This is a genomic window from Pseudomonas sp. PDM13 (genome assembly GCF_025685765.1).
Lineage (GTDB): Bacteria > Pseudomonadota > Gammaproteobacteria > Pseudomonadales > Pseudomonadaceae > Metapseudomonas > Metapseudomonas solani.
On the sequence record NZ_JAOTQU010000037.1, the window covers coordinates 16,123 to 30,054 of the forward strand.

At 66.1% G+C, this 13,932-nt stretch carries 13 protein-coding genes; 1 reads left to right on the plus strand and 12 read right to left on the minus strand.

All coding sequences use genetic code 11. From position 1 onward, the window contains the following. Nucleotides 1–30: 30 nt before the first annotated feature. From deoD to OEJ36_RS28100, 11 genes are all read right to left on the minus strand, one after another. Nucleotides 31–744 (minus strand): purine-nucleoside phosphorylase, encoded by a 714-nt coding sequence (deoD, locus tag OEJ36_RS28050; RefSeq protein ID WP_263404301.1) that lies wholly within the window; start codon nt 742–744, stop codon nt 31–33. Next, nucleotides 745–1,983: a phosphopentomutase gene (locus OEJ36_RS28055; RefSeq protein WP_263404302.1), complete on the minus strand. Its 1,239-nt coding sequence runs from the start codon at nt 1,981–1,983 to the stop codon at nt 745–747. A gap of 9 nt (nt 1,984–1,992) precedes the next feature. After that, a complete protein-coding gene (gene deoA / locus OEJ36_RS28060) occupies nt 1,993–3,300 on the minus strand; it encodes a thymidine phosphorylase (RefSeq protein ID WP_263404303.1) in 1,308 nt (435 codons plus the stop codon). 1 nt (nt 3,301) lies between these two features. Beyond that, the gene (deoC, locus tag OEJ36_RS28065) at nt 3,302–4,078 is read right to left on the minus strand and encodes a deoxyribose-phosphate aldolase (protein WP_263404304.1); all 777 of its coding nucleotides are present in this window, start codon (nt 4,076–4,078) and stop codon (nt 3,302–3,304) included. A gap of 51 nt (nt 4,079–4,129) precedes the next feature. Then, nucleotides 4,130–5,392 (minus strand): NupC/NupG family nucleoside CNT transporter, encoded by a 1,263-nt coding sequence (locus tag OEJ36_RS28070; protein ID WP_263404305.1) that lies wholly within the window; start codon nt 5,390–5,392, stop codon nt 4,130–4,132. Nucleotides 5,393–5,440: 48 nt separating this feature from the next. After that, entirely contained in the window at nt 5,441–5,854 is a 414-nt protein-coding gene (gene cdd / locus OEJ36_RS28075; RefSeq protein WP_236209346.1) for a cytidine deaminase, read from the minus strand. 80 nt (nt 5,855–5,934) lie between these two features. Beyond that, nucleotides 5,935–7,647, minus strand: coding sequence for a bifunctional metallophosphatase/5'-nucleotidase (locus OEJ36_RS28080; protein ID WP_263404306.1), 1,713 nt, complete (start codon nt 7,645–7,647; stop codon nt 5,935–5,937). Between the two features lie 20 nt (nt 7,648–7,667). Then, a complete protein-coding gene (locus OEJ36_RS28085) occupies nt 7,668–8,306 on the minus strand; it encodes a MotA/TolQ/ExbB proton channel family protein (protein WP_111260127.1) in 639 nt (212 codons plus the stop codon). 65 nt (nt 8,307–8,371) lie between these two features. Next, nucleotides 8,372–10,708: a TonB-dependent receptor family protein gene (locus OEJ36_RS28090; protein ID WP_263404307.1), complete on the minus strand. Its 2,337-nt coding sequence runs from the start codon at nt 10,706–10,708 to the stop codon at nt 8,372–8,374. A gap of 61 nt (nt 10,709–10,769) precedes the next feature. After that, nucleotides 10,770–11,534, minus strand: a complete 765-nt coding sequence (locus OEJ36_RS28095) for an energy transducer TonB (RefSeq protein WP_263404308.1) — start codon at nt 11,532–11,534, stop codon at nt 10,770–10,772. Between the two features lie 4 nt (nt 11,535–11,538). Further along, the gene (locus OEJ36_RS28100; RefSeq protein WP_263404309.1) at nt 11,539–11,946 is read right to left on the minus strand and encodes an ExbD/TolR family protein; all 408 of its coding nucleotides are present in this window, start codon (nt 11,944–11,946) and stop codon (nt 11,539–11,541) included. Nucleotides 11,947–12,390: 444 nt separating this feature from the next. On the opposite strand from OEJ36_RS28100, the gene aphA reads away from it, so the two are divergent. Next, nucleotides 12,391–13,038 (plus strand): acid phosphatase AphA, encoded by a 648-nt coding sequence (gene aphA / locus OEJ36_RS28105; RefSeq protein WP_263404310.1) that lies wholly within the window; start codon nt 12,391–12,393, stop codon nt 13,036–13,038. Here the strand turns inward: aphA and OEJ36_RS28110 are convergent. Continuing rightward, the gene (locus OEJ36_RS28110; RefSeq protein ID WP_263404311.1) at nt 13,032–13,928 is read right to left on the minus strand and encodes a ChaN family lipoprotein; all 897 of its coding nucleotides are present in this window, start codon (nt 13,926–13,928) and stop codon (nt 13,032–13,034) included. The two genes, aphA and OEJ36_RS28110, sit on opposite strands and share 7 nt — an antisense overlap. Between the last annotated feature and the right edge of the window lie 4 nt (nt 13,929–13,932).

Here is a 13,932-nt window from a genome sequence, read left to right on the forward strand (position 1 = left end):
GGACATCGCACCCACGCGCAAAGAAATGACTCAGTGATCGAGGGTCATGGCATCCAGCGTCAGCCGCACCATGTCGTGAAAATCTTCCTGGCGCTGCTCGGCCGTTAGCTTCTCGCCGCTGATCAGGTGGTCGCTCACCGTCAGCACCGCCAGGGCCTGGTGCCCCAGTTCCGCCGCCACGCCGTAGAGCCCGGCGGCCTCCATCTCCACCGCCAGCACGCCCATGCGGGTCATGCGCGCGGCCCAGTCCGGGTCCGGTTCGTAGAACAGGTCGGCGGAGAACACGTTGCCCACGTGCACCGGCAGCCCGCTCTCGTCGGCGCGGCGCACGGTGCGTTCCAGCAGCCGGTAGTCGGCCAGGGCGGCGAAGTCGAAGCCGCCGAAACGTTTACGGTTGACCACCGAATCGGTGGACGCCCCCTGGGCGATCACCAGGTCACCCACCTTCACGCCGTCCTGCAGCGAGCCGCAGCTGCCGACGCGGACGATGCGCTGCACGCCGTACTGGCTGAACAGCTCGTGGGCGTAGATCGACAGCGAGGGAATGCCCATCCCCGAGCCCATCACCGAGATGCGCTGGCCCTGGTAGAAGCCGGTGAAGCCCAGCATGTTGCGCACCGCATTCACCTGGCGGACGTCCGTCAGGTAGGTGTCGGCGATCATCTTCGCCCGCAGCGGGTCGCCCGGCATCAGCACGGTTTCGGCGAAGTCGCCCGCAAGGGCGGTGATATGGGGAGTGGCCATCTACAGGTTTCCGGATTCAGGATGAATGAAGGATTCGCCATGCTCGCAAGCCGGCAGGTCGAAGAAGGTGGCCAGGCTCTGGCCGATATCGGCGAAGCTGCCGCGCTCACCCAGGCTGCCGGGCGTGATGCCGGCACCGAAGGCCAGCACCGGGATGTGCTCGCGGGTGTGGTCGCTGCCTGGCCAGCTCGGGTCGCAACCGTGGTCGGCGGCCAGCATCAGCACATCGCCCTCCCCCATCACCGCCAGCAGCTCCGGCAGGCGACGGTCGAAAGCCTCCAGTGCCAACGCATAGCCGGCGATATCGCGGCGGTGGCCGAAGAGCATGTCGAAGTCGACGAAGTTGGCGAACACCAGGGTGCGTTCCGGCGCTTCCGCCAAGGCCTGCAACGTGGCCTCGAACAGCGCCTCGTTGCCGTCGCCCTTGTACAGCCGGCTGATGCCCCGGTGGGCGAAGATGTCGCCGATCTTGCCCACCGCGAACACCTGACCGCCGGCGTCCACCAGGCGATCCAGCAGGGTCGGTGCGGGAGGCGGCACGGCGTAGTCGCGGCGGTTGCCGGTGCGGCGGAAATCGGCGGCGGAGGTGCCGACGAAGGGCCGCGCGATCACCCGGCCGATGTTCCAGTCATCGCACAGCTCGCGGGCGATCTCGCACAGCCGATAGAGCCGCTCCAGGCCGAACACCTCCTCATGGGCGGCGATCTGGAACACACTGTCCGCCGAGGTGTAGCAGATGGGTTTGCCGCTCTGCAGGTGCTCCTCGCCCAGCTCTTCGAGGATGGTGGTGCCCGAGGCGTGGCAGTTGCCGAGGATGCCCGGCAAGCCGGCACGTTCGATCAGCACATCCAGCAGCTCGGGCGGAAAGCTCTGCTGTTTTTCGGCGAAGTAGCCCCAGTCGAACAGCACCGGCACCCCGGCCATCTCCCAGTGGCCGGACGGCGTGTCCTTGCCGCTGGACAGCTCGCGGGCATGGCCGTGGGCACCGATGACGGGCGCTTCGGGATCGAAGCCCGGCGCATAGGCGCCAGCACTGGCTGCAGCTGCATGGCCCAGCCCCAGGCGCTCCAGGTTGGGCAGATGCAACGGGCCGCTGCGCAGGGGACCATCCGCTTCGCCACGGGCACAGGCTTCGGCGATGTGCAGCAGGGTGTTGGCGCCCTGGTCGCCGAAGCGCGTGGCATCCGCCGTGGCACCGATGCCGAAGGAGTCGAGGACCAGCAACAAGGCTCTGCCCATGGTCCGCTCCTAGTAACGCTGGCCGATCAGCTCGGCGACGTTCGCCTCGCCATCGCCCAGTTGGTAGGCCGCACGCAGGGCCGCCGCCGCACGTTCGGCGCTGGCGGCATCCCGCGCATGCACCAGCCCCAGCGGCTGCTCGTCTCCGACCCTCTCCCCAGGCAACGCCAGCGCGCTGAAGCCCACCGCCGGGTCGACCTCGTCTTCCGGACGCTTGCGACCGCCACCCAGGGCGACCACCGCGAGGCCGATGGCGCGGGTATCCACCGCCTGGACGATACCGCCGCGCTCGGCATGCACCGGGTGCACCACCGGCGCCCAGGGCAGGTGGCGCCAGGGCTCGCGATGCAGGCCCCGGGGGCCACCCAGGGCATCCACCATCAGGTTGAAGCGTTGCAGTGCCGCGCCGTCGCGCCAGGCCTGCAGCAGGCGCTCGCGGGCCTGGGCGCAGTCCTCCGCCAACCCGGCGGCCACCAGGGTTTCCTCGGCCAGCACCAGGGTCACTTCCCACAGGCGCGGGCTGCGCACCTCGCCCTTGAGCAGGGCCAGCGCCTCCTCTACTTCCAACGCGTTGCCGGCGCTGCGGGCCAGCGGCTGGTTCATGTCGGAGATCACCGCGCGGGTGCGCACGCCAGCGCCATTGGCCACTGCCACCAGGCTGCGTGCCAGCAGGTCGGCCTGTTGCGGGTCGCTCATGAAGGCGCCATTGCCGCTCTTCACATCCATGATCAGCACATCGAGCCCGGCGGCGAGCTTCTTCGCCAGGATGGACGCGGTGATCAGGTCCACCGACTCCACCGTGCCGGTGACATCGCGAATGCCGTACAGGCGCTTGTCCGCCGGCGCCAGGTCGGCGGTCTGGCCGATGATCGCGCAGCCCACCTCCGCCACCACCGCGCGCAGGCGCTCAGGCTCCGGGCGGGTGCAGTAGCCGGGGATGCTTTCCAGCTTGTCCAGGGTGCCACCGGTGTGGCCCAGGCCACGCCCGGAGATCATCGGCACGTAGCAGCCACAGGCCGCCAGCAACGGCGCTAGCACCAGGCTGACCAGGTCGCCGACACCGCCGGTGGAGTGCTTGTCCACCACCGGGCCAGGCAGGTCCCACGCCAGCACCTGGCCGGAGTCGCGCATGGCGGTGGTCAGGGCGATGCGCTCGTCCAGGCTCATGCCCTTGAGCAGCACCGCCATGGCGAAGGCCGCCACCTGGCCTTCACTGAGACTGGAATCACTGATGCCCTCGACGAAGCGGCGGATGTCCTCACCCGCCAGCTCCTGGCCATCGCGCTTGCGACGGATCACTTCCTGCGCCAGCCACATATCAGTAGCCCTCCGAAACAACGGCATCGGCCTGGCCAAGCACCCGCAACAGGTCGCCAAGCAGGCTGGAGGCCCCCAGACGCAGGTGACGGGCATCGATCCAGTCCAGGCCCAGCTCACCGGCCGCCAGCTCGATATAGCGGCGCGCGTCGGCCAGGGTGCGGATGCCCCCTGCCGGCTTGAAGCCCACCCGGCCGCCCGTCTCGCGGATCACATCGAGCATCAGCGCTGCGGCCTCGGGCGTGGCGTTGACCGCCACCTTGCCGGTGCTGGTCTTGATGAAGTCGGCACCGGCGGCGATGGCGTCGCGGCTGGCCTGGCGGATCAGCTCCGGGTCGGTCAGTTCGCCGGTTTCGAGTATCACCTTGAGCAGCACCCGCTCCCCGCACGCGGCCTTGCAGGCAGCGACCATCTCTCGGCCACGCTCGGCATCGCCAGCCAGCAGCGCGCGATAGGGGTAGACCAGGTCCACTTCATCCACGCCATCGACCACCGCTGCAGCGGTCTCGCGCACGGCGGCGGCGATGTCGTCGGCGCCCTGGGGGAAGTTGGTCACGGTGGCGATACGCAGGTCGCCGGCACCCAGTTCCTCCAGGGTCCGTCGGGCGAAGCCGATGAAGCGCGGGTAGATGCACAGCGCCGCCACCCGCCCCTCGGGGGTCAGTGCGCGCTGGCAGAGGGCGGCGATGGCGGCCTCGTCGTCATCGTCGTTGAGCGAAGTCAGGTCCAGCAGGCCGATGGCCAACCGGGCCAGTTCGGTATCCGTCAATTGAGTCATTCAGAACATTCCCCAGGGATGCGCCATGAGCCGGCATCCCGTTGCAGTGATTCAGAGCGAAACGAACAGTCCGGCCAAAGCCGCACTCATCAGGTTAGCCAGGGTGCCGGCGATCATCGCGCGCACCCCGAGCCGGGCGAGGTCCTTGCGGCGGTTGGGTGCCATTACCCCCATGCCGCCCAGCAGGATGCCGATGGAAGATAGGTTGGCGAAGCCGCACAGGGCGAAGGTGACGATCACCTGGGTGTGGGCGCTGAGCACCTCGACACCCGCGGCCGACGCCTGGATCGGATTGATGTAGCGGGCGAAGTCGACATAGGCGACGAACTCGTTGAGTACGATCTTCTGGCCGATGAAGCCGCCGGCCTGGATGGCCTCCGCCCAGGGCACGCCGAGCAGCCAGGCCACCGGGGCGAAGGCGTAGCCCAGCAGCAATTGCAGGGTCACGCCGGGGTAGCCGACGAAGCCGCCGAGCCAGCCCATCAGGCTGTTGAGCACCGCCACCAGGGCGATGAACACCAGCAGCATGGCGCCCACGTTCAAGGCCAGCTGCAGGCCGCTGGACGCACCGGCGGCGGCCGCATCGAGCACGTTGGCCGGGCGGTCGTCGGCGTAGCCCTCGATCAGGTCCGGACGGTCCTGTGGCGTCTCGCTTTCAGGCTCCATCAGCTTGGCCATGAGCATGCCGCCAGGCGCCGACATCAGGCTCGCGGCAATCAGGTACTTGAGGTCAACGCCGAGGCTGGCGTAGCCGATCATCACCGAGCCGGCGGTGGAGGCCAGGCCACAGACCATCACCGAGAACAGCTCGGAGCGGGTCATGTGCGGGATGTAGGGGCGCACCACCAGGGGCGCCTCGGTCTGGCCGAGGAAGATGTTGGCGGTGGCGGAGAGCGACTCGGTGCGGCTGGTGCCCATGGCGCGCTGCAGGGCGCCACCGATCACCGAGATGATCACGTCCATGATGCGCAGGTAGTAGAGCACCGCAATGAAGGCGCTGAAGAACACGATCACCGGCAGCACCTTGATGGCGAAGATGAAGCCACCGCCACCGAAGAGGTCGAACATCTTGGCGCTGTTGAGGCCGCCGAAGAGGAAGTCGATGCCCTTGGTGGCGCTGTCTTCCAGGCTGCTGACGACATTGGACATGGCCGCCAGGGAGTTCTGCCCCCAGGGCACGTAAAGCACGAAGGCGGCGAACCCCGCCTGCAGCACGAAGGCGGTGCCGACCGTGCGCAGATTGATGGCGCTGCGCTTGGAGGACAACAGGTACGCGATTACCAGCAACATCAGGATGCCGAGCATGCCGATCATGAAATGGATTCCCCGGAAGAAAGGTGCGTCGTTGTTCTTGTCGTTGTTCTAGAGGGCGAAGGCGCCGGGCAGCAGCTCGTCGACGCGCCACAGGCGGGTCGATTCCGGGTCGCTGCCGCAGCAGATCACCGGGCAGTCGGCTTCCATCAGCTCGCTGATCACCTGGCGGCAAGCGCCGCAGGGGCTGATCACCGGGACCTCCGGGGCGAACACCAGCAACGCCTTGAAGCTGCGCGGCGCATGGCCCTGGCTGATGGCGGCGAACAGCGCACTGCGTTCGGCGCAGTTGGTCAGGCCGTAGGAGCCGTTTTCCACGTTGCAGCCGAGGATCACCTGGCCGTCATGGGTGAGTAGCGCCGCCCCGACGGGGAATCGGGAATAGGGACTGTAGGTTCGTGCCGCAGCCTCGATGGCCTGGGGCAACAACCGCTCGCACAGAGCGGATCGAGCAACATCATTCATGGGTACCGTCCGGGACTCTGGGTCGCCTTCTTTATGGTTATCGGGCGCCCGTCGTGCGGGCGCCTCCTTGTCGCAAGCCGCTATTCCCGTTGAGTGAGGGAACCCTCCACACGGCGGATCCGCCCCACGCCTTCGGCCGCACCCGCCGGCGTACCGGCCTGGTCCTGGGCCACCAGGTAGTCGATCAGCGCGTCCAGGTCGGAGATGCCGCTGTCGCGGTGCTCCGCCCCTTCGCGGAACAGGCTGAAGCCATCGCCCCCCTCTGCGAGGAAGGCATTGGAAACCACCCGGTAGCGTCCATCCGCCAGCACCGGCTGGCCATCGACACGCAGGCTGTCGACCAGCACGTGTTGCCCCACCGGGCGCCCCGCATCCCACTGGTAACTGAAGGACGAAGACACTTGCAGCGGCTTGAAGGCACCCTCGGCGTTCCACTGCTGCTCCAGCAGCGCCACCAGCTGGGTGCCGCTCAGGGTCAGCAGGTGCAGGGTGTTGTTGAAGGGTTGCGAGCTGGCCACCTGGGAATAGCTGACCGTCTCCAGCCCCTGCTCCAGTGCCAGGTCGCCACGGATGCCACCCGGGTTCATCAGTGCCAGCTGTGCGCCCTGCGAGCGGGTCGCGGCCAGCTGTGCATCGGCGATCAGATCACCCATGGCCGATTCGCCCGCCTCGTTCACCTCGCGACGCACCTCAGCAGCCGCCAGCCGGGCGATGGGCCGCGCCAGCACCGCATTGCTGCGCGCTTCGATCTCGCTTTGCAGCGCCGCGAGCTTTTCGTCCGCGGCATAACGCGCCGGGTCGGCCAGCAGGTTGCGGGCCTCGACGCGGGTCACCTTGTGAGTCCCTGGCGTCACCTCCAGCGTGAGCTGGGTGAGCAGATGGCCGTAGGAGGAGCCCTGGGTCACCGGCAGCTTGCCCACCTGGCACAGATAGCCCTGGTGGCTGTGGGCGCTGAGCAGCAGGTCCACCGCCGGGTCCAGGCGCTTGGCCACATCGACGATCTCGCCGCCCAGTTGCTGGCAAGCGGGTTTGTCGAAAGGCTCGGGCGTGCTGCCACCCTGGTGCACCACGGCAACGATGGCGTTGGCACCGGCGGCCTTGATCTCGGGGATCAACGCGTTGATCGAATCGGCCTCGTCGCGCACCTCCAGCCCGGCCAGGCCGCTGGGGCGGACCACGCTGGCGACGTCGCGCAGGATCGCGGCGACGAAGGCCACCTTGACCCCCTTCACCTCCTCGATGCGGTAGGCCGACAGCAACGGCTTGCCGGTGGCGCTGTCCACCAGGTTGGCGGCCAGGTAATCGAAACCCGCGCCCTTGTAGTCACCGCGGAAGCTGCAGGCTTTCTCCGGGCGTGGCGACTCGCAGCCGCCGTGGATCTGCCGCAGCAGCTCGGCCTTGCCCAGGTCCAGCTCGTGGTTGCCCACGGCGGTGAAGCGCAGGCCCATGGCCTTGAGCGCTTCGAGGCTGGGCTCGTCGGCCCACATGGCGGAGATCGGCGGGCTGCCGCCCACCAGGTCGCCGGCGCCGATGAACAGCAGCTGCGGGTCCTGCTTGCGCAGCTCCGCCAGCATGCCGCCAAGGGTGGCGATGCCGCCGGCGTTCACCGACAGCGTCTTGCCGGGGTTGGCCGGGTCCGGGTAGCGGAAACTGCTGCCCTGGATGTAACCGTGGAAATCGTTGATCGCCACCAGGTTCACCGCCACCGGCTGCGCGGCTTCCTGCCCGCAGCCGGCCAGGCCGGCGAGAAGGAGTGCGCCCAGCAAGCGGCTGCGGGCAAGGGAACGGAACATGCGTGACTCCCCTGCGCGCATCAGGCCGGCTGCAACTGGCCGTTGGCGACCGGCGCCGCCGTGCGGACCACGGTGCCCATGCCGGCACGCAGCAGGAGGATCTTCAGGTGGTCGGTGATGCGCTCGACGCGGTCCTGGAAGTGGTTGTGGAAGATCATCGCGACCAGGGCGATGGCGATACCCAGCGCGGTGGCGAACAGCGCGGTGCCGATGCCCTTGGACACTTCGCCCGGGTCGGAAACGCCCGCCTCGGCGAGGGCACGGAAGGTATCGATAATGCCGAGAATAGTGCCCAGCAGGCCCAGCAGCGGCGCCGCGGTGACCACGGTCTCGAGAATCCACAGGCCATGCATCAGCTTGCCGCGGGTGGCGATGTAGATGGATTCGCTGAGGTCTTCCAGGTCCTTGTGGGAGCTGACCGCGCCCTTCTGCTCGAACAGCTGGTCGATCATCTCCAGCGGCAGGCTCTTGCGGCCATTCAGCGCGGCCGGCAGTTCGTCGATGCCGTGCATGCTCGGCACCAGCGCCGCTTCCAGCTTCACGGCCTGGCGCAGGCTGTAGGCGAAGAAGATGCCCCGCTCCACGGCGATGAACGCAGCGAGAGCGGCGGCGCCGTACATCACGTAGAAGGTGATGTCGTGCAGCAGATCCATATTCATGTGGTACCTCCAGCGAACTCAGGGTGTGCCGAAGGGCCCGAAGGCCCTGCGGACTTCGGGGTGGATTAGAAGGAGCCTTCCAGGGTGATGGAGGCCACGCGCTCTTCACCGATGGTGTAGAACGGCGAGTTGGCGCCCGCGAAGGCGGAACCGCTGCCGTTGTAGCGCACGGAGTTGAACGACACCGACTTGACGCCGCTCAGGTACTCCTTGTCGAACAGGTTGGTCACCGAGAAGCGCACAGCGGCGCTCTTCAGCGCAGTGCCCTGCACCGGCAGGCGTACGCCCAGGTTCAGGTCGGCGACGACGAAGTCGGGGATGCTCTCGTCGTTGGTCATGTCGCCGTACTGGCGGCCCACGTAGCGGCCGGCGATGTTGCCGTAGTAGCGACCGTCGTCGTAGCCCAGGCTCAGGTTGAACATGTTCTTCGGCACAGCGGCCACCTGCTTGCCTTCGGTGGGCAGGTAGACGTTGCGGGTCAGGATGGAGTCCTGCTGCTCGGCCTCGGTGTAGGTGTAGGACGCGTAGTAGTTGAAGTTGTAGGGCAGCAGGCCGCTCCACTCCAGCTCCACGCCCTGGTTGATCACCTTGCCGACGTTGAGCATTTCGTAGTCGTTGGCCGCCTGGTTGTAGCTGGAGACCTGGCGATCGGTGAAGGTCAGGTAGAACAGCGTCGCGCCGAGGGTCATGTCCTCGGTGGTGAAGCGCCAGCCGACCTCGTTGTTCCAGCTCAGCTCGGGCTTCAGCTCGATGGAGCTGCCGGCGTTGTAGAGCACGTAGTTCGGCGGCGTGCGCATGTTGCGGGTCAGGTTGTAGAAGACCTGGTTCTCGTCATCCAGCTGGTACTTGGCGCTGAAGCTCGGTAGGAACTCGTGGTACTTCTGGTTCTTCTTGCCAGGCCTCCTGTCGACGGTGCTGCCGGTGGCCAGGGAAACCTTCTTCTCGCCCTGGCGCTCGGAGTGGTCGTAGGCCAGGCCGGCGGTGATGGTCAGGTCCGGGGTCGCGTACCAGGTGTCCTGGACGAACAGCTTCTGGCTCGGCGTGGTGGTGAACCAGTTACGGCCCTGGACGACGGTGCCGTTGGCGTCGCGCACCTGGTTGCTGTCGTGGAAGTCACCCCAGATATCCACAGGTTTGCCTTCGGCATCCAGGGAGATGAAGGGCTGGGTCTGGCGCTGGCGCGCACGCTCATACCAGTAACCCACGTCGAAGGTGTGCTCGTCGTTGATCATCCAGGTGAGCTTGGTGTTAACGCCAGGGCGCCAGGTTTCGGTCCAGGACGGGCGGTAGTAGAGGCCGCTGGTGGGACTGCCGTCGGCCGCGTAGTCGGCCGAGGTCCCCAGATTGCCCAGGTTGTACTGGTTGGAACCGGTGGACGTGCGGTTGAGGCTGGCGGCGTTGCCGTAGGTGGAATAGCTGCCGCCGTTGGCCCAGTAGTAATAGGGCATCACGGTCAGCGTGACGTCATCGTCGAGCTGGAAACGACCGGTGATCTGGGTAGTGAGGTTCTCGAACGGGTTGCGGTTGATGGCGTAGCTGGACGCCGTCATGTTGGTGTTGCCACCCACGGTGGTGTAGGTCGGCCGGTCGGCGAACTCGTAGCGCGGGTCGGCCTTGAACTGCGCCTTGCTGGCGGTGGCGTAGTTGTAGTTTTCCTGCTTGTGGTACCGGACGATCGCGTTGAGGCTGTTGCCTTCGCCGAACTTGTACAGGCTGTTCAGCTCGACCTTCTCCGCGTCCAGGTCGCCCTTGCCCTTCCACTTGTCGGCGTTGGTCTTGGACACGGAGATGTAGTTCGACAGGCCCATGTATTCGCCGGTGTTCAGGCGCACGAAGGACTTGGTCAGGTTGTTGCTGCCGAGGGTCTGCTTGGCGAAGACGCCGAAGTCCTTCTCGGGCGGCAACGACACCAGGCCGATGTTGCCGCCGGAGGCGCCGATGTGCGGCGCGTCGATCTCGGACGAACCCTGGGTGGCGAAGACCTCGCCGAGGTTCTCCGGGTCGCCCATCAGGTTCGGGTACAGCTCGTAGCTGCCGGAATCGTTGATCGGGATGCCATCCATGGAAACGCCGATCTGGTCGGATTGCATGCCGCGCATGGTGAAGGTGGTGCCGCTGAGGCCGGTGGAGTCGGTAGAGCTGACGTTGATACCCGGCTTGTATTTCAGCTTGTCGATGGCGTTCGCCGCCGGCGCCATCTTTTCCAGCGCCTCTTTGGTGATGGTGGTGCGCGCCTTGCCCGCCTCCTCCACAACCATCTGGCCATTGCCCAGGTTCTGCCCGGTGACTTTCACCTTGCCCACATCAACGGAATCTGCGGACTCTTCAGCGGCCAGCGCCGCCATCGTCCATCCCCCCAGGCCAGCGGCCAGGAACATTGCAAATAACTTATTAAACTTCACGGACCAAACTCCTCGATAAAAAGGAACGCCTTCGTTTATTTGATTAGTTATGGGTACTTGATCACTCGACGTTGTAACTAAAGGTCGCCGTAAATCGTTGTTTGTCTTTTCCCTGGAAGGCTTCGCTCGGGAACGGCGAAACTTTTTCCAATCGACGCAAACTTGTTTGTGCAGCCTTGTTCAGCAACATGTTCGTTGCCTTGCTTTCAATGCCTGCATCCAGGACATTCCCCACTCGGTCCACCAACAGCCAGACCACCACGTTGCCTTCGGGGCGCTGCAACGAAGCCTCGCGACCACGCGGGTATTGCTTGTATTTCTCCAGCTCCTTGCGCAGGGCGGCGGTGTAGACGCCCTCCATCGCCGCGCTGTTGTCGCGGCGTGCGGGCGGCGCCACCGGCACGCTCACCGGGGCCGGTGCGGGCGTCGGAGCCGGGGCTGGCGCTGTCTTGGCCACCACGGGCGGGGCGGGCTTGGGCTCCTGCTTGACCACCTGCAGCTTGGGCTTCTCCACCTGCTTCACCACAGGCTTGGGCACCGGTTTGGGGACGGGCTTGGGCTTCGGCGGCTCGATCACCACCGGCTCCTCGACTTCGGGCTCGGGCAGCGGCTCGGGTTCCGGCTGCGGCGCTTCGACCACGGGTTCCGGCTCGGGCGGTGGCGGCATGAAGTCGGCCGGATCCACCAGCGCGATTTCCACGGCGCTGTCGTCGTACTTGGGTTTCATCTGCAAGCTCTGCGAACTGGCGGAATAAACGAATACGAGAAGCAGGCAAGCCGCCGGCACACACGCAATGAACTTGCGAGTTCGATAGATAGGAAACATGGCGTCAGGATTTACGCGTGGCGATGGAAACGGAAGAGAAGCCATTGCCCTTGAGCAAGTCCATCACCGCCACCAGGCGCTTAACTTCCACGCCCTGGTCGCTATTGATGATGATGACCAACTTCTCGGCCGTGCCTTCCAGCACTTTCAACTGTTCGACCAGCAGGCTCTCGCTGACATCCTGGCCATCGAGCTGCAACTTCTCTTCCAGGCCCAGGGTGATCACCGCCTTGTTCTGCGGCTTCAACTGCTGGGCATGGGCGGCAGTCGGCAACTGCGTCTTGATGCCTACGGCGGGAATCACGTTGAGACTCACCAGCACGAAAAACACCAGCAGGAACATCATCACATCGATCATCGGGATGATCTCGATGTGGGCCTTCTTCTTCTTCGCAACGTCCCAGCTACGCATGAGGACACAACCTCCCACAGTCATCAGCGATGGGCGGCCGCAACCTGCCCTCATTTGATCCTGACCATCAACGCAGGATTGGCGCGAATGATGGCGAGTTCATGTAACGCTTTGATGACAGCACGGAGCGTGCCAGGAACTGACTTCACAATCAGAATTGAAATAAGCGTTTGATTGGCGGGCCCCGCAGCAGAGCCACAGGCTTCTGAGCGGTGAACTGGCTCATATCGGCCAATGCCCCAATCTGGCGACTTCGGCGAGCAGCCCGCACCAAGTTGTCTCAGCAGACAGGATCAAGCACTGATCGTCCGACAATTTATCAACCTGTCATCTACGTCAGGTTTCATGGGGGCAGCCGCCGCCCGTGCCGGACGCCCTTCCGGGCCCGTGGCGGCATGCCGGTTGCTAGTCAACCGACGAGCAAACCCATCGATGGAGTACGCAATGCGCAAGACGATCCACGCCCTGGCCCTCGCTGTCGCGGCAGCCTTCCCCACCGCCTTGCTGGCGGAGGAGGTACTGCCTTCGGAGGTGCACTGGGTTTCGGTAGAAGAGATCGGCGGCAGCCTGTCGGGGCAGGCGCCCATCAGCGTCGGTTTCGATATCGACGACACGCTGCTGTTTTCCAGCCCCTGCTTCTATCACGGCAAGCAGAAGTACTCGCCAGGCAGCGACGCCTACCTGCACGACATGCGCTTCTGGCAGGAAACCAACGGCGGTTGCGACCGCTACTCGCTGCCCAAGGAGGTAGGGCGCAGGCTGATCGACCTGCACCAGGCCCGGGGCGACCGCATCTTCTTCATCACCGGACGGCCGAGCACGCCCGGGGAGAAGCTCAGCGAGATCCTCCAGCAGACCTTCGCCATCAAGGCGATGAACCAGGTGATCTTCTCGTCCGGCCCGGAGAAGGCCGCGTTCATCCGCCAGCAGGGCATCGCGCTCTACTACGGCGATTCGGACAGCGACATCCGCTCGGCGCGGGACGCCGGCATCCGCGGCGTGCGGGTGATGCGTGCCGCCTCCTCGACCAACCAGCCGCTACCGGAGAACGGCGCGCTGGGCGAGGAGGTGATCATCGATTCGGATCACTGAGCCGGCTTCATCCGCTCGCGCAGCTCGGCGCAGTGATCCTTGGCCGGCAGCGCGGCGGTGTACCAGACGTAGTCGGCGCTGCCGGGCTCCACGGTCTTGCCGGCCTCGGCGAGGATCAGCACAGCACTGCCCTCCCCCGCACCGAGATCGGCCAGGTGCAGCGGCACGCCCAGGTCGCGGCGCACATGGAAGGCACCGGCGAAGAGCAGCGCCGGTTGCGGGGCCGCCAGCAGGCGCTCGGCCATGCGCCGGTCACGCTGCTGCTGCACGGCGAGCATGGCCGGGAACTGGCTCTCCGGCAGCAGCCCGCAATGGGACTCGCGGATCTGCTCGCGCAGGGCGCCCTGGACGGTGGCCGTGGTCGAGGCGGTGCCGCTGAGCGCTGGCTGCTCGCCATAGATGCGCATGATCTCGCTGCGATCCAGGTTCGCCGCCAGCAGCGGGTAAGGCTGGGCCAGCGCATGGCGCACGATCGGGCCATACATCGCCCAGTCCCAGTTCTTCTGCCAGGCCAGCGCGCTTTCCAGCTCACCTTCGCCGGCGCCGGAACGGATACGTGCGTGCACGGCATCCACCTTGGCCTGCTGGTCGGGGTTGAGCATTTCCAGCAGCAGGCTGCCCTGGCTGCGGCGGCCTTCCAGCGCCTGTAGCAGCCACAGCTGCAGGGCGTGGTGGTCGGGGTTGTCATGCTGCTCGCCCACCAGCACGCGCGGCGCCTCGGCGAGACGGTCGAGCAATTGCTGCGGGCTCAGGGTTTCGCCACTGCGCAGGTCGCGGATCACACCGAGATCGGCATGCTGGCGGGCCTCCGGGCTTTGCCACTGCGGCAGGGGCGGGGTGGCCTGGCACGCCGCCAGGGACGCGATGACGAGCAGGAGAAGCAGACGCATGGAT